This window comes from Halioglobus japonicus, assembly GCF_001983995.1.
In the GTDB taxonomy this organism is placed as follows: domain Bacteria; phylum Pseudomonadota; class Gammaproteobacteria; order Pseudomonadales; family Halieaceae; genus Halioglobus; species Halioglobus japonicus.
The window spans coordinates 1,695,477-1,715,356 of the sequence record NZ_CP019450.1; the positions used below are offsets into that span (position 1 = coordinate 1,695,477).

Here is a 19,880-nt window from a genome sequence, read left to right on the forward strand (position 1 = left end):
CTCCGGAATCTGGGTTCTCGGAGGCCTTTTTTTAAATCTTGATTATTTCAAGCGCTTCCTCAAACCATCCTGTGCGTCCACAGACACACGGGCACGACGGCATGCATGCCGTTTCGCTTATCCGAATATGTCTGAAATAGAATGGTCATCTTGTTCGCTCAAATAAAAATTTACCTGCACGCGGCAGGTACGGGGCTATACTGCGCTTCTAGTGAGTTGTGGTCAATGGATAGTTGACCTGCTGTGAAAAAGTTCACACAGTGGTAACAAAATAAATCGGGAAAAGGATTCACCTGAATGAGTGAACTCATTACCAGAGCCAGCTCCATTAACCGGGCTCTGGATCAGATCGGGGATAAATGGTGTCTTCTCATCATCCAGGAAGTGTTGTGGGGCATTAATACGTTCAATGAGATGATGGAAGCCATGGGCGTCTCCCGGGGAGTTCTGTCCAATCGCCTGAAGTGGTTGCAGGATATTGATTGTCTGCGCCGGGAAACCGATGCTGCCGGTCGTCATCCCACCTACCATCTCACCAGCAAGACAATAGATTTGTATGACTGCGCGCTCATGGCCATTCGTTGGGAGCGCAATTGGTTTGACAATCCCCAGCTCGACAACGTGCAGTTGCGCCATCGCAGCTGCGGACAAACCTTCCAGCCGCAGTTACGTTGCGGCCATTGTTCTGACCAGGTGATTCTGGGCGAAGTTCGCTTTCAGTCTGGCCCCGGTGCGACGCGCGATGTGCGCGAAAAGAAAGTGCGGCGCCGGTCTTCTATCGCAGCGTCGCAGATTCCCAGTCGCCGCGCGTTGTATCGTAATCTGATCAACCTGGTGGGCGATCGCTGGACGGCCAACGTCATTGCGCTCTCGTTTCATGGCATTACCCGCTTCGAGGAATTCCACACGGAATTGCCGGTGGCCACCAACATTCTGGCTGACCGCCTCAAGCTTCTGGTAGAGGAAGGGGTATTCGTGCAGGTGGTGTACCAGGAGCGACCCCTGCGCCAGGAATATCAACTTACCGACAAAGGGCGCGATATGTTCCCGTGGTTTTTGGCACTGCTGCAATGGGGCGACAAGTGGTGCGATCCACAGGGTAAGGGTGCTCCTGTGCTGGTGACTCACACCGGTTGCAATGAACCGGTAGAGGCCGAGGTTTGCTGTAGTGAGTGCGGTAAGCATTTACTTGCCCACGATGTTGAGTTCACGCTGAATGGCGAGGTGATGTGAGCTTGGCCCTATGTAATGGAGGCAGTTTAATGGAGAGAACGTTATTTGCAGCACTGGTGTGGTCGGCGTTGAGCACCCAACTGGTCCAGGCGGAGGCGCTCTCGGACGCGGCTAATGCCATGTGCGAGAAGGTGAAGCAATGCACGATCGCCCACATGGGGGAAGCCGATATGACGCCGGAAATGCGCCAAATGATCGAGCCTATGGTCAATAGTATGTGCGACGCCATGCGCGCAGGTATCAAAGAAGTGCCGACCAATCACGAGCTTTACCAACCGGCGGTGGCTTGTATGCGCAGCATGGCCGAGCTCAGCTGCAGCGACTTCCAGGATGAGCAGAAGGTTCACACAGACGCGTGCGAGGCCTATCGTCAGCAAGCTGATCAGGTTATGGCTGAGTCCTAGCGGTGAGCGGATTTTCGCTGGCTGAGCTGGATGCAGCGGCGGCGCTTGTTTACCCGCATATGCAGGCCAGTCCCCTATTGCGCTGGCCTTTGCTGGAGCAGCGCCTGGGTTTTGAAGCCTGGGTGAAGCACGAGAATCACAACCCCACCGGTGCCTTCAAGGTGCGTGGAGGCCTGGTGTATCTCCAGCGGCTCAAGCAGCGTTTACCGGACTGCCCCGGGGTGGTCACGGCCACCCGAGGCAATCACGGCCAGAGCATTGCGCTCGCGGCGCGAATGGTGGGTATGCGGGCAGTGATTGTGGTTCCAGAGGGCAACAGCGAATCCAAGAATCGCGCCATGCAGGCACTTGGCTGCGAACTGGTGGTGCATGGGCGCGACTTTGATGTATCGGTGGAGCATTCACAGCATCTTGAGCGGGCTGAGGGTTTGCATCGAATACCTTCGTTTCATGAGGATCTTGTCTGCGGTGTGGCGAGTTACGCGCTGGAGATGTTTCGTGCCGGACCCGTGCTCGACCGGGTATATGTGCCCATTGGTCTGGGTTCGGGCGTGTGTGGTGTATTGAGCGCGCGTGATGCGCTGGGACTGGATACAGAAGTTGTCGGGGTGGTGTCGTCAGAGGCCACATGTTATCAGCAGTCGCTGGCTGAGGGTGAGTGTGTGGCGACAGCCACTGCCGATACGCTGGCCGATGGCATGGCGGTGCGAGTGCCCAACCCGGACGCTCTGGCCATGATGCGCTCTGGTATCTCGCGCATTGTCGATGTCAACGATGACCAGGTGCTTGCTGCGATGGCACATTATTTTGAGGACACCCACAATACTGCTGAGGGGGCGGGTGCTGCGGCGCTGGCTGCAGCCATCAGCGAGCAGGCCGATAACCGCGGACGCCGGGTCGGCCTGGTGCTTACGGGCGGCAATGTCGACGCCTCATTGTTTGCCCGGGCCTTGTCTGCCTGATTAGAGCTGATGGCGATTAATGCCTCCATCATGGAGGTGAAAGTGAAAACGCGATTGATTGTTCTGGCGGGACTCTTCTTGTTGCTACTTGCCGGCGGTATCCGCGCGGAAGTGGTGGCGGTTGGCGACTATGGCTTTCATATTCGTGTGCAGACCGAGTTGCCGGTGGATAAGTCCGCAGCCTGGGAGCAATTTGTGCACCCAGCCCGTTGGTGGAGCGAAAGCCATTCCTGGTTTGGCTCGCGCGAGAACTTTATGCTAGACCCTGTGGCAGGGAGCTGTTTCTGTGAATCCCTCGGTGACAAATCTGTGCTGCATTTGACCGTGTCCACTGTGGTGCCCGGCGAAAAGCTGATTATGCTTGGTGGCTGGGCCCCTTGCAGGCGCTGGGTTTGAGCGCCCCGGCTGTATTCACCTTCGAGGATATGAGTGACGGGCGCACACGCATCGTTCACGACTACCGTGTGAGCGGCTTTACCGAGCTCAATCTCGAGGAGCTCGCGCCTGTTGTGGCGGGTGTGCAGCAAGAGCAATTGGATTCTCTGGCGGCCAGTCTGGCACGCTAATCCCGCCTCTACCCTGATTCATCGACCCTGTGTACGGTTTGACATTGCCTATACTTTCATGGGTTAATCTTACATGCGTAATATGTAAGGACGGAGTGAGTATGGAAGCTACGGGTCTGGAATTTTGGCATCTCTGGCTAATCGCTGGTGCAGTGCTGCTTACTGCTGAAATCTTTATGCCCGGGTTTGTGCTTGCCGGGCTTGGGTTTGCCGCCGTGGTGGCCAGCGCCACCCAGTACCTGACCGGGAGCACCGGATGGGCGCTCGCGGCTTTCTCTGTCGGCGCGCTGGTGTTTTTCTTCGGTATCCGTCCGTTTGCACTGCGCACCTTTATGGATGACAAGCCGTCACCCTTTGGTGTGAATGCCATGCTGGGCAAGCGCGTCGTTATAAGTGACAGCCCTGATGTGGGTGGCAATCTGCAAACCCTGTTTCGTGACACCCACTGGAATGTCGAGTCTGAAGACGACTTGATGGAAGGCGATGAGGCTGAAATTGTCGCCGTGAAGTCCACCGTGCTGGTGGTCAAGCGTATTAACCGTTAATGGAGGAACAGTTATGACGGAAGCTGTAATGATAGTGATCGCCGCGATAGGCATCTTTGTAATCACCCTGCTGGTGAAAGGTATTCGTATTGTTCCGGAACAATCAGCGGTTATGATTGAGCGACTCGGTAAGTTCCGCGCCCAGTTGGATCCCGGGCTGAATATTATTATTCCCGTGGTCGACAAGCCGCGCTCAGTGCCCTGGCGCAGTACCGTGAAAGACGGTGGCCAGAAGTTCTATGTAGTCTCCAATATCAGCAATCTCGATCTGCGCGAGCAGGTGTATGACTTCCCCAGTCAGTCGGTGATTACCCGGGACAACGTGGGTATCCAGGTGGACGCTGTGGTGTACTTCCAGATCACTAACCCGCAAAAGGCGGTGTACGAGATCTCCAACCTGCCGATGGCCCTGGAGACCTTAACCCAGACCACCTTGCGTAATGTGATTGGTGAAATGGATCTCGATGACACCCTGACCTCGCGTGAAACCATTAACGCCAGCCTGGTTGAGACCATTGACAGTGCGGCGCAGGCCTGGGGCGTGAAGGTGAATCGTGTCGAAGTACAGGACATTATGCCGCCGCAGGATGTACAGGCAGCAATGGAGCAGCAGATGAAGGCCGAGCGGGAGCGTCGCGCCCGGGTAACCGAGGCGGAGGGCTTTAAGCGCGCTGAGGTGCTGCGTGCTGAAGGCGATCGCGACGCCCGAATAGCGCTGGCTGACGGTGAGCGGGAAGCCTCCATTCGCGAGGCCGAGGGTAATGCCCAGGCGATTGAGCGCCTGGCGGAAGCCGAGAAAGCCAAGCTGCAGCGGGTTCAGGAAGCCCTGGCGACAGATACCGGCGATTACCTGATTGGCATGCGCTATATGGAAACTCTGGACCAGATGGCCGGCAATCAGAACGTGGTGTGGATGCCACATTCCGCGACCGACCTGGGTTCCTTTATTGGCGGTTATAAGTCGCTCCTGGGTGCAGCTGGCAAAGCACCTGAGGCCACATGAGCAAACGTACTCCGCACCCTGGTAGCCTGATTCCCGCGCTCATTCTCGAGCCCGCGGGAATCTCCCAGTCGATGCTTGCGCGTCAGCTGGGTTTCAATCAGCCCCAGCCAGTGAATGAGCTGGTGAAGGGCAAGCGTGGCATCACGCCCAAAATGGCGCTGCTGCTGGAGCGTGCCACCCGCGGCGAATACAATGCTGAGTTCTGGCTGCTGGCCCAATTGCGCTGGGAACTGGATCAGGCGCGCCGTGACATGCCGCGTACCAGGCTCGCTATGGTTGAGTCGGTCGAGGCTGAAATGGCGTGTAATAGCGATTGCGATTCACTGCTTGAGTTAAGTGCGCAACTTCGCGCATGATTAGCTTTTTGGCCAAACGACCCAATAACGACTATGAACAAAGCCCTTCTGGCGGCGCTGCTGGCGCTGCCTCTGCTCTCTGCTTGTGAAAATATGCCTGAAAACAATCACTCCGATGGCCCCCCGTTGCTGAGAAGCGCCCCAGCGAGCGCAGCTACCACGGCCTCGTTCTTGAAGATGATTATTTCTGGCTGAAAGACCCGTCATACCCGGACACGGATGACGAGGACGTGCTGGACTACCTGCGCGCGGAAAACGCCTGGTTCGAACGCCAGATGGCACCGCGTCATGAGTTGGTGGAAACGCTCTTTGAGGAGATGAAAGGGCGTATGGAGGAAGATCTCGCGGAAGTCCCCTGGATTGAAGGGGGCTACGAGTATCGCTGGCGCTACAGCCCTGGCTCAGAGTACAAGCTGTGGGAGCGCCGTGCGTCGGGCAGCGACGAGTACGAGACCATTCTCGATGAAGCCAAAGAAGCAGAGGGTCACGAGTTTTTCTCCCTTGGTAATCTCAGTATCAGCCCGGATGGCAAGCGTCTTGCCTGGAGCGCCGACTTCAATGGATCGGAGCGCGAGCACCTGGTGGTAGACGATCTTGCCACCGGTGAGCGTTTCGCAGATGGCTCGGAGCGGGTGTCCTCAGGCGGCCTGGCATGGGCCGCCGATAGCGATTCCATCTACTACAGTGAGGTCGAAGAAGACGCCTGGTATACGCTGCGGGTCAAACAGCATGTTATCGGGACCTCGGCGGCGAAAGATCGGGAAATTTTCTACAACCCGGATCGCACTCTGTTCCTGAGCCTCTCTGAATCACGGTCGCGCGAATATGTGCTGATCACCATGGATGATCGCACCACGACTTACACCTACCATTTTCCGACTGATGCCAGCGAGGCCAAACCCGAACTGGTGAGCCCGGCACGCGAGGGTGTGCGCTATGTGGCGGATCATGCGAATGGGCAGTTCTACATTCGCACCAATGATGAGCATGTCAACTTCCGCATCGTCACCGCCCCTGAAGACACGCCGGATGCATCTCACTGGCAGAGCCTGTTCCCGCCGTCCGACGACATCTATTACCGCGACATTACGGTGTTCGATGATTTTGTAGCAATTGAAGAAACCTCTGAGGGGCTGAGCCGGGTGCGTGTTCGTCTCAATAGTGGCGAGGAGCACTATGTCCGCTTTGACGAGGACGTTTACACAGCCTCCCTGGGGATCAATGCAGATCCCGCGGCGAAGTTTTTGCGCATCAGCTATGAATCGATGATTACGCCGGATACAGTGTACGATTACATTCCGGCGCAAAAGAAAATGACCCTGCGCCGCCAGCAACAGATTCCCAGCGGTTACAATAAGAGCCTTTACACCACGGGCCGCATCTGGGTGACTGCCCGGGATGGCGTCGAGGTGCCGGTGTCCATCGTGCATCGCAAAGATGTTGTGCTCGATGGTCAGGCGCCCATGCTGCTGTACGGCTACGGTGCCTATTCACACACGGTGAATCCGACGTTCTCCACGCTGCGTCCCAGCCTGTTGGATCGCGGGGTGATCTGGGGCATCGCACACATTCGCGGCGGTGCCGCCATGGGGTACCAGTGGTATCTCGATGGCAAGCTCGAAAAACGCACCAATACCTTCAACGACTTTGTCGATGTCAGTCGTCACCTGGTTGAAAACGACTATACCAACCCCGAGCGCCTGGCCATCATGGGAGGCAGCGCGGGTGGTGAACTCGTAGGCGCTGCTGTGGTCCAGGCCCCGAGATGTATCAGGCGGCGGTGCTGCAGGTGCCGTTTGTCGATGTGCTTAACACCATGCTGGACGAGACTCTGCCTTTGACTCCGCCGGAATGGTTGGAGTGGGGCAACCCGATTGAGTCCAAGGCGGCCTTTGAACTCATTCAGTCCTACAGTCCGTACGACAATGTTGAGGCTATGGACTATCCGGCGATGATGGTAACCGGTGGTTTGAATGACCCCCGTGTAACCTACTGGGAACCCGCCAAGTGGACCGCTAAAATGCGCGCTCTCAAAACCGATGATAATGAGCTGATCATGAAGATTAATATGGGCGCGGGCCACCAGGGTAAAACTGGTCGCTATGCCTCTGTTTACGAGTGGGCAGAAGAATTCGCTTTCGTGTTGACGCAACTGGGTGTTGAATCCGTCGATACTCAGGACTAACGCTGCAGGACCTATAGTGTGAAAATCCATAAACCTCTTTCCGTCGCCGTGGCTCTGCTTACGGTGGCGGCCTGTTCTGACAGTGACCCTCGGCCTGCTGTCAGCGCATCCAATCTCTCTGTAATTTCAACGGCTCTGCCGGAAGGCGCCCCGGGCGAAATGCCCAGCCTGATGTTCCGTGCGGTACTGGACGTACCTCAGCCGCGGGACGTCAGCATTAACTACTCAACCAAAGCTGAGTCGGCCACACCCGGTGATGATTATCTCGACACAGCGGGTGAAGCGGTGATTCGTGCAGGCGAGCTTGAGGCCTTCATCAGTGTGGATCTATTAGGCGATGCCGAAGAGGAATCGGCCGAGACATTTACCCTCGAGCTCAGTGTGCTGGGCAATGCCAATCTCGTCGATGTTACTCCCACCGGCACGATCGCCAACGATGATACCGTTTGCGATACGCCCTACAGTTACACCGAGAATCCCTGGCGTGTCTTCGGCGCCGATCCGCTCAACTACGCCCACCGCGGTGGCGTTATCGACTTCCCCGAGAATACCTTGTTCGCTTATGGTGAAGTCGCTGTAGTCGGTGCCGACGTGCTGGAAATGGACGTGTATCAGACAGCCGATAATGAACTGGTTGTGCTGCATGACCTGACCGTGGATCGCACCACGAATGGCACCGGCCGGGTAGTGGATCTCACGCTGGCTGAGCTCAAAGCCCTGGATGCCGCTTATTGGTTTGTACCCGGCGAAGGTACGCCCCATGATCGGCCCGACGACGCTTACGTTTTCCGCGGTATCGCCACGGGCGATGCCCCCCACCGCCAGGTTACAGCCGCGAAGATTTCCAGATACCTACTCTGGAAGAGGCCCTGCAGCGTTTTCCCCATAACCTGATCAATGTCGAGCTTAAGCCGGATCTCGATGGTGTGGGCGACTACGAGGGCCAGATGGCTTCACTGTTGCAGCGCTACGGCCGCGCCAGTGATGTGATAGCGGCGTCTTTCGTGGATGAGGCCGCGATGAACTTCAAGGCAGTGGCGCCCTGTGTACATACCTCGGTCCCCCTCGACCAGGGGTCTGCGCTGGTACTTGGGTCGCTGGGAGACGGGGTGATTCCACCCGTACCTGAGCACGTGGCGTTCCAGGTGCCGCCGGATACCAGTCAGATTACCGGGTCCGGTCAATTGCCGGATGACTTCTTTCTTGAGGTGGTCACCGAGGACTTTGTCGCGGACGCGCACGCCGCCAACCTGGCCGTGCAGGTGTGGACGATTAACACCTGCGAGGACATGCTGCGGATGATGGCCTTCGGGGTGGATGCCATTATGACGGACCGGCCGGTGCTGCTGGAAGAATTACTCAATACACCTGCGGATCAGCGCAGCTGTGAATAAGCCTGTATCCAGTCAGAGCAACGAGGCAAGTACATGAATCTCAAACCCCTGTTAATGGCAGCGGCACTCATGGGTGTGAATGCCGTGGCCGAAACCGAAGATCCCTTCCTCTGGCTGGAAGATATCCAGGGCGATAGGGCGCTGACCTGGGTGGAGCAGCAGAATGCGGTCTCGACCAAGCGCTTGATGGCGGAGCCGGCTTATCAGGCCTCTTATGATTCGACGCTGGCTATTCTCGACTCGGATGATCTTATCCAGCGCCCGATCCCGGTGGGCGATGACGTGTATAACTACCGTCAGAACGATGCCCATCCGCGCGGTATTTTGCGCCGCACCAGCGCCAAGAGTTATCGCGCCAATGAGCCCGAATGGGAAACTGTTCTGGACCTTGATGCGTTGAGTAAACGCGAGGGCGCCCCTGGGTATTCAAGGGTATGAACTGCCTAGCGCCGGCCAATCAGCGCTGCCTGCTGACGCTGTCGCCCGGCGGCAGCGATGCCTCGCAGATCCGCGAGTTCGATCTGCAGGAAAAGACGTTTGTGAAGGGTGGTTTGCACCTCCCTGAAGCCAAGAGCAACGTGTTGTGGATTGATGCGGACAGCTGGTTGATCGGTACGGATTGGGGCGAGGGCAGCCTGACAGTATCAACGCTGCCGCGTCAGCTGAAGGTGCTTAAGCGCGGCCAGTCCCTGGATCAGGCCCAGTTGCTGTTTGAGGTGGGGCGTGAAGACGTCATTGCTTACGCCCGCGGTGCCGAGGTCAAGGGCAAGTCCTACTTTGTACTGACGCGTGCTGTCGATTTCTTTAATGGTGAGCAGGTGCTCTGGGACGGCGAGCAGTTATTTCCGCTGGCACTGCCCCAGGATATCCAGATTCAGGCCGCCTTTGGCGATGAATTACTCCTGAAGGTACCCAGTGATTGGTCCGTCGCCGGCCAGACGATTCCCGGTGGCGCGCTGGTGTCTGTGGACATTGAGCAACTTATTGCTGGCAAGCCCGTTCCCACCACGTTGTTTTCACCGTCCGAGCGGGTCTCGCTCGACTGGGTTCAGGCGACCAACGGCGAGCTCTATTACGCCACACTCGACAATGTGACCAGTCGACTATACCGGGCCAGTCGCACGGCCGACGGTTGGGACTCTGAGAACATCCAGCTCCCTGGCCTGGGGGTAGCGGCCAATCCCTTTACCTGCAGTTGCTCCTCAGAAACCCTCGCCCACGATCACGATGGTTTGTACTACCAGTATGAAGACTTTCTGACGCCCGACGCGTTGTACCACACCCGCGATGGCCGGGCGCCGGCGGCGGTGAAGCAGATGCAGCCGCTGTTCGATGCGCAGTCGCTCTCCTTGCAGCAGTTACACGCCACGTCTGCAGATGGCACCAAGATCCCCTATTTTCTGGTGGGGCCGCATAAAACACCCAGCGACGGTAAGGCACCGGTGCTGTTGATTGCCTACGGCGGTTTTGCCGTGAACTACACACCGTTTTACAGCGCGGTTACCGGCAAATCCTGGCTGGAGAACGGGGGTGTGCTCGCTGTAGCGAATATTCGCGGTGGCGGTGAGTTTGGTCCAGCCTGGCACCAGGCGGCGGTGCAGGAAAATCACATGAAGAACTTTGAAGACCTGATTGCGGTCGGAGAAGATCTTGTCGATCGCAAGATTACCTCGCCCCAGCACCTGGGCATTCGCGGTGGCTCGCAGGGCGGTCTGCTCGTTGGCGGCTCGCTGATGCTGCGTCCGGATCTGTTCGGCGCGGCGATCAGCCAGGTGCCGTTGCTGGATATGCAGCGATACACCAAGCTGCTCAATGGCGCGAGCTGGATCTCTGAATACGGTGACCCCGACAAGCCCGAGCAGTGGGCATACATCAAGACCTGGTCGCCGTATCACCTGATCAGCAAGGACAATAACTACGGCGAGCCATTCATTTGGACGACAACGCGTGACGATCGGGTGCATCCCGGCCATGCCCGTAAAATGGTCGCCAAGTTGCAGAGCTACGGCCATCCGGTACTGTACTTTGAGAATACAGAGGGTGGCCACGGGGCAGGATCGACCAATGAGCAGCGGGCCCGTGCATCGGCGTTGGAGTACGCCTACCTGTGGAGTCGTCTAAAATAGCCAGCTAGGGCGTCCCCGGTCTGACGGGGGCATCAGGTTCACTCGCAGTAGCGACTGGAGGTCACTGTCGGCATCTTCGCGAGGCTGTCAGGGTAGGGTATTGTCCTGCCCTGATAGTCCCAACTAATACTGGAATGCGCGCATGGACGTTTCTGCAAGTACGCTGGCGATGACCATACACACGGCCGTGGCGCCGGTGTTTCTGTTGGCCGGCATCGCTGGTTTTCTCAATGTTCTGTCGGCCCGCCTGGGGCGCATTGTCGACCGGGCCCGGGTGCTTGAGCAGCGGGTGACCGAGTTAGAAGAATCGGTGCGCCTGGATGTGGCCAATGCCGAGCTGCGCACCCTCTGGCGCCGGGTAAAAATCATTAACTGGTCAATTGGCTTGTGTACCGCATCAGCGTTAATGGTGTGTCTGTTGGTGGTCAGCTTGTTTATTGGCGGTATGTGGACGTTCAACAGCGACGAGGTGATAGTCGTGTTCTTTGTGGTGGCCTTGCTATTACTGATTGTGGCACTGGTGTTGTTCCTCAAAGAAGTGCAGCTGGCCACGCGGCTGCTGCAGGGCAGTGCTAACGCTTGAGCGTTAATAGGAATTCCAACGGCCGTCCTCCCAGAAAAGATTAAGTTCTTCGGCACAGCGCAGCTGCACGTCGGAAGTATTGCGCGTCACGCCGGCGTTGCCGGCAATCGTGCTCAGGCGTTCTTCGCGGGTAATACACTCCGTCATGGCCTTGCGATTTATTTCCCACTGGGCCTCACGCAGATCGGGGCCGCCCCGGGCGATGTAGTTCTCGTAATACCAGTAGCCGACGCCGAAAATAGCGCCGAGGAGCAGGATTTCTCGCAGGCCCATAACTGTCCCCTTGGGTTCTTATTGGGCCCGAGTATAGGCGAACGACGGGTTCGGGTAAGTCTTCTTTTGGCGAATAGTCGAGATTTCAGGCAGCCGCCAATTGATCTTGAAACAGCGCCAGCAGGGCTTCAATATTGGCCATGCCGGGATAGTTGGGGCGGATGGCAATCGCGAGTTCGCGATGCGGCCCCGGCTCTTCCAGGGGTATGCTGGCCAGTCGTTTATCGCCGCTCACCAGCTGCTCCAAGGCGATTTGCGGCACCAACGTAGAGCCGATATTGCCGATGACCAGTTGAATCAGTGTCGACAGGCTGGTGGCGCTGAACTTGTGCGGCGATATGCTCTCCAGCTGGCAGGCCGACAGTGCGTGGTCGGTGAGGCAGTGGCCATCCTTGAGCAACATCAGGTGAGTTTCCGCAAGGTCCTTGGCGCTGGCCACACGCAGCGATGCGGCTGCGTCTTCACTGTTGAGAATCCACAACAGATCTTCACGCCAGAACGGGAAGGTAAGCAGGCCCTCGCAGTCATAGGGCAGCGCGACTATGGCGGCATCCAGTGCGCCTCGGCGCAATTGATCCAGCACTTCGGCCGATTGATCTTCAATGATATCCAGTTGCAGGGCGGGATAGTGTTGGTGCAGCGCGGGCAGCACCTTGGGCAGCAGGTAGGGGCCAATAGTGGGAATCACGCCTATGGTCAGCGGTGTGCTCAGTGGCTCGCGCTGGGCATCGGCCAGCTTGGCCAGGTCCTCCATTTGCAATTTGATCTGGCGCGCGCGCTCGAGCACTTGCTGCCCCAGGGGCGTGACCAGTACTTTGCGATTATCGCGCTCAAACACCTGGAAACCGAGCTGTTTCTCCATTTCTGACAAGGCCGTGCTCAGGGCCGACTGGGAAATATTGCAGTCCTCAGCCGCCTTTTTGAAGTGCAGGTGGCGCTCTACGGCAAGCGCGTAGTGAATCTGTTTCAGGGAGATCATGACCGGGTTTTGGCTCCACCTTCATCGATGCCAACATTAGACAGGATACACCATTCATTCAGCCATTTGATCGTTTGTATCAAAGTGATTGATTTTTCTGAACGTGGCGTTGTTCCAGTGCAATCGGGAAATGTGATTTTGATGTTCAATTTTTTCAATTAAGCATTTACGTGCCGAGGCTCTAGGCTGAATGGACGTTGGGTGCTTTTGAGCGCCCCGGAAAAATCAATTTCACGAGGGATAGATCATGTTTAAACCATCCAGACTTGCCGTTGCTGTGGCGGCGGCCACACTGACGCCACTGCTGCTCGCAGGTAGCGTTAACGCCACCCCTATCGGGGCCCCACCAATAAATTCTGGTGGCCGGAGCAGTTGGACCTGAGTTCGCTGCGCGTTCACGACGTGAGATCCAATCCCTATGGGGCCGACTTCGATTACGTCGCTGAATTTTCCAAAGTCGACTATCAGGCGCTGAAGAATGACATCGAAACCACGCTGACCAACTCCCAGGACTGGTGGCCAGCGGATTGGGGCCATTATGGCGGCCTGATGATTCGCATGGCCTGGCACAGCGCGGGCACCTACCGTGTGCACGATGGGCGCGGCGGTGCCGATGGCGGCCAGCTACGTTTCGATCCCCTGAATAGCTGGCCGGACAACGGCAATCTGGACAAGGCTCGCCGCCTGCTGTGGCCGGTAAAGCAAAAGTATGGACGCTCGGTGTCCTGGGCAGACCTGATGATTCTCGCCGGTAATGTATCGCTGGAATCCATGGGCTTCCAAACCCTTGGATTTGCCGGTGGCAGGGCTGACGACTGGGAGGCGGACGAGGTCTACTGGGGTAAGGAAACCTCCATGCTGAGCAATGAAGAACGCTATGAAGGTGGCGAACTGGAGCGGCCTCTGGCGGCTGTACAAATGGGCCTGATTTACGTGAATCCAGAAGGGCCTAATGCCAATATGGATCCCCTCGCGGCCGCTCAGGACATGCGTGAGTCCTTTGGCCGCATGGCCATGAATGATGAGGAGATCGTCGCGTTGGTGGCCGGCGGTCACACCCTGGGTAAGGGTCACGGCGCCCACAAGCCCGCTGATTGCGTTGGTCCTGAGCCGGGCGCAGCGCCCATCGAGGAGCAAGGCTTTGGTTGGAAGAATAGCTGTGGCAAGGGCCACTCCGAAGACACGGTAACCAGTGGTCTGGAAGGCGCCTGGACCCAGACCCCTACAGCCTGGTCGATTCTCTATCTCGATAATCTGTTTCGGATGGATTGGGAACAGCACACCAGTCCCGCTGGCGCCCACCAATGGCGCCCTGTGGACAAGCGGATGCACGAAATCGTGCCCGACGCGCATATCGCGAGCAGACGGAATCCGCCGGTGATGTTTACCACTGACATTGCGCTCAAGGAGGACCCCGGTTTTCGCGCAGTCGCAGAGCGATTCTGGAAGAACCCCGAGGAGTTTGATGCCGCCTTCGCCCGGGCCTGGTTCAAATTGACCCACCGGGATCTGGGGCCTCGCGCGCGCTATGTGGGGCCGGAAGTACCCGAGGAGACCTACATCTGGCAGGACCCGGTGCCCGAGGGCAACACCCTCAGCGACCGCGACGTGGCCAAGCTCAAAAAGGCCGTCCTGAAATCGGGCCTGACGGTACCGCAACTGGTGCGTACCGCCTGGGCATCTGCCTCTACGTATCGTGAGTCGGATATGCGCGGCGGCGCAAACGGTGCACGGATTGCACTCGCGCCGCAAAAAGACTGGGCGGTGAACAATCCTCAAGAACTGGCGCAGGTGCTGTCCAAGCTAGGCGCCATCCAGGCAGACCACGGCAAGGTATCGCTGGCTGATCTGATTGTTATTGGTGGTGCTGCTGGCATCGAACAGGCCGCGCGGGAAGCCGGTCACAAGATCGATGTGCTGGTCACGACCGGGCGTGGCGACGCCACCCAGGAAATGACCGATGTTGTCTCCTTTGCGGTGTTGGAGCCCAAGGCAGACGCCTTCCGCAATTACTACACGGGTGAAGCGTATATGCCACCGACAGAAATGCTGATCGACAAGGCGGATCTGCTGGGCCTGACGATTCCGGAGATGACAGCACTGCTCGGCGGTATGCGTGTTCTGGGCGCTAACGCAGATGGCGCCACCGCCGGTGTCCTGACCGACAACCCAGGCACGCTGAACAACGCGTTTTTCGTCAACCTGCTGACCATGGACAACGAGTGGTCTAAGTCCGGTGAGGCGACGTATATTGGAAGGAATCGCGCTACCGGCAAGGCGGTTTACACCGCGACTTCGGTTGACCTGATCTTTGGGTCAAATTCGGAACTGCGCGCGGTGGCGGAAACCTACGCCTCAAATGATGGCGAGGCCCTATTCCTCAGCGACTTTGTGGCTGCCTGGAACAAGGTGATGGAAGCCGATCTTTATTGATTGGCTCTGCCAGCGACCGACGAGGTCGTGTCCAAGTTGCGTTCTCGGGGGGCTGTATGGCCCCCTTTTTTATGGTCGCATGGCAGCGAGCACTGGACGCTTAGGGAATGGCAACTGCGATCTTACCTCTCGCTCGACCCGATTCAGACAGGGCCATAGCCTCGCGTATCTCTCCAAGTTGGAAGCGATGCCCCACACTTGGTGTCAATTCGCCCCGCTCCATATAGCGGGCCAGGTCAACCAACGTTTCCTTGCGCATCTGGGCCAGCAACATAATCGACTCCTGTGCCATGAAGGGTTGGCTGATCAGAATGTTCATGGGGCCCAGCAGTGGCGCAATCCAGTTACCCTTGGCACCGCCGACCGTTATTAACTTGCCGTCGGGCTTGAGCACGCTGCTATTTGCCAGCGGTGAATGGTTGCCTACCATGTCCAGAATGACGTCATAGCGTTGGGGCATGTCAGTGTAGTTAATGCTTTTGTAATCGATCATGTGAACGGCGCCAAGTTCACGCACCAACTCGTGGTTGCGGGCACTGCTGACCCCGGTGACCTCGGCGCCAATAGCCGCTGCGATCTGCACGGCAAACGTGCCGACGCCGCCTGAGGCGCCATTAATGAGAATGCTGTCGCCGGCTTCAAGCTCGCCTTCGTCCACTAGCGCCTGCAGTGCTGTGACACCAGCAATGCCGACAACACCCGCTTGCTCCAGCGGAACGTTTGCGGGTACGTGGGCAATGGCACCCCCTTCGTTAATCACCAGATGGCTGCCGAAGGCGCCGGTTTTGCCGCCGAATACGCGATCGCCGGGTTTGAAGGCACTCACGGTTTCGCCCACTGCCTCGACAATGCCTGCAAAATCGACACCCAATCGGGAGACCTCCGGAGCGCCCAGCCCGATGCCGAGCCGCATTAAGTAGGGAGAGCCACGCATGTGGTGGTAGTCGAGTGGATTAATGCCGGCGTAGTGCACTTTCACCAGGACTTCCTCGGGGCCGGGCGCAGGCCTGTCGATGACGCTTTGGGTGAGCACTTCTGGCGGACCGTAGCAGTGGTAGCTGATGACCGTGGCGGTTTGTGCTGCTGAGGAGGGTGCCGCAGGTGCAGGGCAGTCATCCGTGTGGCTGACCGCCAACGCCAGCGCAATCAGGGCGATACCCAATAGCCCGGCAATCGCCAATATCAAATGCTTAAGTACACGCATGTATCTTCCCCTGTATTACCACGTTGCGCCCATACTAGGATACTTACGATGTAAGTGTAGGCTAATGCGACGAACATCATCGTCGCTGCGACTACCTGCGCAAGAGAATTGTTCTCAGGCGATGACTCATGGGATCCCTGAACTGATCAAACAGGACAGCCGCGATAATCACAGCACCGGTAATGATACGTTTGGAAGGCTCCGACACGCCCATTTGTGCCAGGCCCGTCTGGATCACGGCAATGATTAACACCCCAATAAATGTATTGACCACCGAGCCTCGACCGCCAGTGAGACTGGTGCCACCGATGACAACGGCGGCAATGGCTGAGAGCTCCAGGCCAATGCCCGCGTTGGGATCTGCGGTCTGTAGATAGCCGAGCTGGAACACACCGCCCAGGCCAGCGAGCAGACCGCACAGGGCGAACACCAATATTTTCCAGGGCACGGGATTGATACCGGTGAGGCGCACGGCCTCCTCGTTAGTGCCTATGGCGATCATATAGCGCCCGAAAACGGTCTTGCTAAGCACGAACTGAGCGACAACGACCACCACAACAGCGAAGATCAGCGCGGGTGATACACCTAAACCTGCCAGTGGAGAGCCAATAATTTCTACCGAAGAACCGAGATAGCGGGTTTCGGAATTGGTCACCAGGTAGGCGCCGCCGCGCGCAATTTCCAGCATACCCAGCGTGACAACGAATGAGGGTATCGCCCAGCGGGCGCTGATCAGACCATTCACCAGCCCCGCCATGAGGCCAGAGGCAAGAGCCGCCGCAATGGCCACGGGTAGGGGCATACCCATATCGGCAATCACTATGCCCATCACCGCCGAGCACAGTGCCATGACGGAGCCCACAGACAGGTCGATGCCGGCGATCAGCAATACGTAGGTCATTCCCACTGCTATCACGGTCAGTGTGGGAATCTGGTTAACCAGCGTGCGGAATGTGACACCGGTGAAAAAGTATTCACTGGCAAGGCTGAAAAATAGCACCAGTGCCAAGAGCACCGCAATCAGGCCCAGAGAATTCCACGGAAGTTTTATCTTAAGCATGCCTGGCCTTGGAATAGTATTTGAAGCTCGCTTGGAGTAGTTGTTCTTCAGTGACCTCGCGGGCATTGAATTCGCAGGCGAGACGCCCGTTAGACATCACCAGAATGCGATCGGAGACCTTAATCAGCTCATCCGTTTCACTGCTGACGACGACTACCGCTTTACCCGCCGCTGCCAGGGTGCCGAGCAGCGACTGGATGCTGCTCTTGGCCCGGGCGTCGACGCCGCGAGTGGGTTCGTCGAACAACAGCACCGGCAGATCATTCAGCAGCCAGCGCGCAATCAGGACTTTCTGCTGGTTACCGCCGCTAAGTTGGGCCACGGGCTGCCCAAACGCATCGCACTTGATCTGCAGTTTTTCGCGCATTTCGCTTGCCATGGCGTGCTCGTCGGCCGCGCTGATAACACCGGCTGTGTGCGTGAGCTCGCGCAATTTTCCCAGACACATGTTGCTGGAGATGGAATCCTGCAATAGCAGCCCCTGGCCTTTGCGGTCTTCCACAACCAGCCCGATACCTGCGTCGATGGCCTCGCGTGGCGAGCGCATGACTTGAGCGCGCTGAAAGTTGTCTTGTGCAAAACGCAGAGCGCCGCTGTCAGCACGATCCGCGCCAAAAATCGCGCGCAGCAGTTCTGTGCGCCCCGAACCAATCAGCCCACCAATGCCAAGGACTTCACCGGCGCGAATCTCGAAACTGATGTTCTGGATGGAACCGGTGAGTCCCAGTCGGTCGACCTTGATCAACACCTGCGGGGCAGCGGGTTGTTCGCTTTCAGTTTGGGCAGCTGCCGGCGCGGTTAAAGCACCGGCCATGAGTTCGACAATCGTGTCGGTGGTGGCTTCAGCAACCGGCAGGGTGGCTACGCGCTCGCCGTCGCGCAATACCGATACCCGGTCGGCAATACGGGCAATTTCATCCATGCGATGTGAGATATAAATAACGCTGACACCGCGCTCACGCATCGCCTTTAGGCGCTGAAACAGGGTGTCTATTTGCGGGTCAGTCAGGGAGGCGGTGGGCTCGTCGAGGATAAGCAGTTTCACGTCGTGGGAAATCGCCCTGGCGATCTCCACCAGCTGCTGGAGGCCGACACCCAGTTCAGCCACCGGCGCCTGCAGGTCTATATCATCCATGCCGAGGGCCGCCAGCATGGCTGCAGCGCGCTGTCTGAGGTCGGTGTGATCGATCAATCCGGCGCGCTTGCCCAGGCGGTTGAAGCAGAGATTTTCGGCGACGCTCAATGTAGGGAACAAACTCAGTTCCTGCATGACCATCTGGATGCCACTGCGCTCGGCATCCCGCAGTGATTTCGGTGCATGGGGGTGGCCGCCAAACTCCATGCTGCCCGCGTCGGGATGATGGATACCGGCGACAAGATTACATAGCGTGCTCTTGCCCGCGCCGTTACTTCCCATTAGCGCATGTATTTCTCCGGGTTGAATGTCCAGATGAATGTCATGCAACACCGGAGAGGCGAAGGATTTGCTAATCCCCTTCAGGCGCAGCAGGGGCGTTATCACCATGCTAGCGGGTAATTAACTCGATCGGTGTTTTACGATCTTCAGGAATATCGCCGGAACCGAGTATCTGCAGAGCATACTCAATGCCGAATACGGCGAGCTGGTCGCCAAACTGATCTGCCGTCGCCAGCATTTCACCCGTTTGGACCAATTCGGCGGCGGCGGAGATGTTGTCAAAGCCCACCACGGCAATGGCGTCAGTTTTACCGGCCTGGCGAACCGCGGCGACGGCACCGAGAGCCATGCTGTCATTGGCGGCAAGAATGGCCTTGAGATCAGGGTTTTCGCTGAGAATGGCGCCTGTTACGCTGGCTGCTTTGGCCTGCTCCCAGTCGGCAGCCTGGGTGGCGACAATCGCCATGCCCGCGGCGTTCATGGCATCCTCAAAACCCAGTTGGCGCTGTTGGGCATTAAAGGCACCCGGTATACCACCGATGATGGCGACCTGGTCGCCGGCAGTGAGTTGGGCTGCCAGCGCGTCGCCGACAAGCCTGGCACCCTCGCGGTTGTCCGGACCCACGAAGGGTACCTTGATGCCCATATCTGCGAGGATGCTGTCGTCAAACTTGTTGTCGATGTTGACCACGACAATACCCTGGTCGATAGCGCGCTTGACCACCGGTAGCAGGCCCTTGGAATCCGCCGGGGCAATCACAATGATATCGACCTGGGTTGCCATCATTTGTTCCACCAGCGATACCTGTTGCGCGAGGTCACTTTCGTTCTTGATGCCATTGACCACCAGTTCGTAGCTATCGTTTTGCGCCTGGTGTTGTTCGGCCCCTGCGGCCATGTTGATAAAAAATTCATTGGCCAGCGACTTCATGATCAGGGCCACACGCGGTTTGTCGGGCGTATCTTCGGGCGTCGATGCAGGTGCCGAGGATTGCTCGGCATTGCCGCAGCCAGTGAGGGTCAGCGCCAGCGACAGGCAGGCGAGGAGAGAGGTGACTTTGCGCAACATACTGTTTGGCCCGGCGTCATTATTGTTAGCCGCAATAATAGATGAAACTGAGCCAGGTTGCGCGCTGAAGAGTAGTCGTTTTTTGCCG

At 57.7% G+C, this 19,880-nt stretch carries 20 protein-coding genes and 1 pseudogene; 15 read left to right on the forward strand and 6 right to left on the reverse strand.

The window, feature by feature from the left end:
• The first annotated feature begins 297 nt into the window (after window positions 1–297).
• From BST95_RS08030 to BST95_RS08095, 14 genes and pseudogenes are all read left to right on the forward strand, one after another.
• The gene (locus BST95_RS08030; RefSeq protein ID WP_084198835.1) at window positions 298–1,233 is read left to right on the forward strand and encodes a winged helix-turn-helix transcriptional regulator; all 936 of its coding nucleotides are present in this window, start codon (window positions 298–300) and stop codon (window positions 1,231–1,233) included.
• Window positions 1,234–1,262: 29 nt separating this feature from the next.
• Window positions 1,263–1,637 (forward strand): hypothetical protein, encoded by a 375-nt coding sequence (locus BST95_RS08035; RefSeq protein WP_084198836.1) that lies wholly within the window; start codon window positions 1,263–1,265, stop codon window positions 1,635–1,637.
• 2 nt (window positions 1,638–1,639) lie between these two features.
• Window positions 1,640–2,599 (forward strand): threonine dehydratase, encoded by a 960-nt coding sequence (locus BST95_RS08040; protein ID WP_084198837.1) that lies wholly within the window; start codon window positions 1,640–1,642, stop codon window positions 2,597–2,599.
• Window positions 2,600–2,608: 9 nt separating this feature from the next.
• On the forward strand, window positions 2,609–2,995 hold the full coding sequence (locus BST95_RS08045; protein ID WP_084198838.1) for a hypothetical protein: 387 nt from the start codon (window positions 2,609–2,611) through the stop codon (window positions 2,993–2,995).
• Window positions 2,992–3,165, forward strand: a complete 174-nt coding sequence (locus tag BST95_RS08050; RefSeq protein ID WP_157114470.1) for a hypothetical protein — start codon at window positions 2,992–2,994, stop codon at window positions 3,163–3,165. The genes BST95_RS08045 and BST95_RS08050 overlap by 4 nt, the downstream gene beginning before the upstream one ends.
• 101 nt (window positions 3,166–3,266) lie before the next feature.
• Entirely contained in the window at window positions 3,267–3,710 is a 444-nt protein-coding gene (locus BST95_RS08055; protein WP_084198840.1) for an NfeD family protein, read from the forward strand.
• 13 nt (window positions 3,711–3,723) lie between these two features.
• A complete protein-coding gene (locus tag BST95_RS08060) occupies window positions 3,724–4,713 on the forward strand; it encodes an SPFH domain-containing protein (RefSeq protein WP_084198841.1) in 990 nt (329 codons plus the stop codon).
• Window positions 4,710–5,069, forward strand: coding sequence for a HigA family addiction module antitoxin (locus tag BST95_RS08065; protein WP_066057965.1), 360 nt, complete (start codon window positions 4,710–4,712; stop codon window positions 5,067–5,069). The genes BST95_RS08060 and BST95_RS08065 overlap by 4 nt, the downstream gene beginning before the upstream one ends.
• Before the next feature lie 131 nt (window positions 5,070–5,200).
• Window positions 5,201–7,254: pseudogene (locus tag BST95_RS08070) on the forward strand (S9 family peptidase); the annotation flags it as partial.
• An 18-nt stretch (window positions 7,255–7,272) separates the two neighbouring features.
• On the forward strand, window positions 7,273–8,148 hold the full coding sequence (locus BST95_RS08075) for a glycerophosphodiester phosphodiesterase family protein (protein WP_157114471.1): 876 nt from the start codon (window positions 7,273–7,275) through the stop codon (window positions 8,146–8,148).
• Complete coding sequence (locus tag BST95_RS08080) at window positions 8,145–8,648, forward strand: glycerophosphodiester phosphodiesterase family protein (RefSeq protein ID WP_338073420.1); 504 nt, start codon at window positions 8,145–8,147, stop codon at window positions 8,646–8,648. Before BST95_RS08075 ends, BST95_RS08080 begins: the two co-directional genes overlap by 4 nt.
• A 33-nt stretch (window positions 8,649–8,681) precedes the next feature.
• Entirely contained in the window at window positions 8,682–9,086 is a 405-nt protein-coding gene (locus BST95_RS20930) for a prolyl oligopeptidase family protein (protein WP_084198844.1), read from the forward strand.
• Window positions 9,083–10,774 carry a prolyl oligopeptidase family serine peptidase gene (locus BST95_RS20935; protein WP_084198845.1) on the forward strand — a complete coding sequence of 564 codons (1,692 nt, stop codon included), beginning with the start codon at window positions 9,083–9,085 and terminating at the stop codon, window positions 10,772–10,774. The genes BST95_RS20930 and BST95_RS20935 overlap by 4 nt, the downstream gene beginning before the upstream one ends.
• A gap of 142 nt (window positions 10,775–10,916) precedes the next feature.
• The gene (locus tag BST95_RS08095; RefSeq protein WP_084198846.1) at window positions 10,917–11,357 is read left to right on the forward strand and encodes a DUF2721 domain-containing protein; all 441 of its coding nucleotides are present in this window, start codon (window positions 10,917–10,919) and stop codon (window positions 11,355–11,357) included.
• 3 nt (window positions 11,358–11,360) lie between these two features.
• On the opposite strand, the gene BST95_RS08100 is transcribed toward BST95_RS08095, so the two are convergent.
• Window positions 11,361–11,630 (reverse strand): hypothetical protein, encoded by a 270-nt coding sequence (locus BST95_RS08100; protein ID WP_084198847.1) that lies wholly within the window; start codon window positions 11,628–11,630, stop codon window positions 11,361–11,363.
• A gap of 85 nt (window positions 11,631–11,715) precedes the next feature.
• On the reverse strand, window positions 11,716–12,609 hold the full coding sequence (locus BST95_RS08105; protein ID WP_084198848.1) for a hydrogen peroxide-inducible genes activator: 894 nt from the start codon (window positions 12,607–12,609) through the stop codon (window positions 11,716–11,718).
• 372 nt (window positions 12,610–12,981) lie between these two features.
• Between BST95_RS08105 and katG the strand changes: the two genes are divergently transcribed.
• Complete coding sequence (gene katG, locus BST95_RS08110; RefSeq protein WP_157114472.1) at window positions 12,982–15,042, forward strand: catalase/peroxidase HPI; 2,061 nt, start codon at window positions 12,982–12,984, stop codon at window positions 15,040–15,042.
• A 100-nt stretch (window positions 15,043–15,142) separates the two neighbouring features.
• Here katG and BST95_RS08115 read toward each other — a convergent pair whose 3' ends face one another.
• The 4 genes from BST95_RS08115 to BST95_RS08130 form a co-directional block, all read right to left on the reverse strand.
• On the reverse strand, window positions 15,143–16,246 hold the full coding sequence (locus tag BST95_RS08115; protein ID WP_084198849.1) for an NAD(P)-dependent alcohol dehydrogenase: 1,104 nt from the start codon (window positions 16,244–16,246) through the stop codon (window positions 15,143–15,145).
• 91 nt (window positions 16,247–16,337) lie between these two features.
• Window positions 16,338–17,306: an ABC transporter permease gene (locus BST95_RS08120; RefSeq protein ID WP_102106217.1), complete on the reverse strand. Its 969-nt coding sequence runs from the start codon at window positions 17,304–17,306 to the stop codon at window positions 16,338–16,340.
• Entirely contained in the window at window positions 17,299–18,831 is a 1,533-nt protein-coding gene (locus BST95_RS08125) for a sugar ABC transporter ATP-binding protein (RefSeq protein ID WP_084198851.1), read from the reverse strand. The genes BST95_RS08120 and BST95_RS08125 overlap by 8 nt, the downstream gene beginning before the upstream one ends.
• 1 nt (window position 18,832) lies before the next feature.
• Window positions 18,833–19,792, reverse strand: a complete 960-nt coding sequence (locus BST95_RS08130; RefSeq protein ID WP_102106218.1) for a sugar ABC transporter substrate-binding protein — start codon at window positions 19,790–19,792, stop codon at window positions 18,833–18,835.
• Window positions 19,793–19,880: the final 88 nt, after the last annotated feature.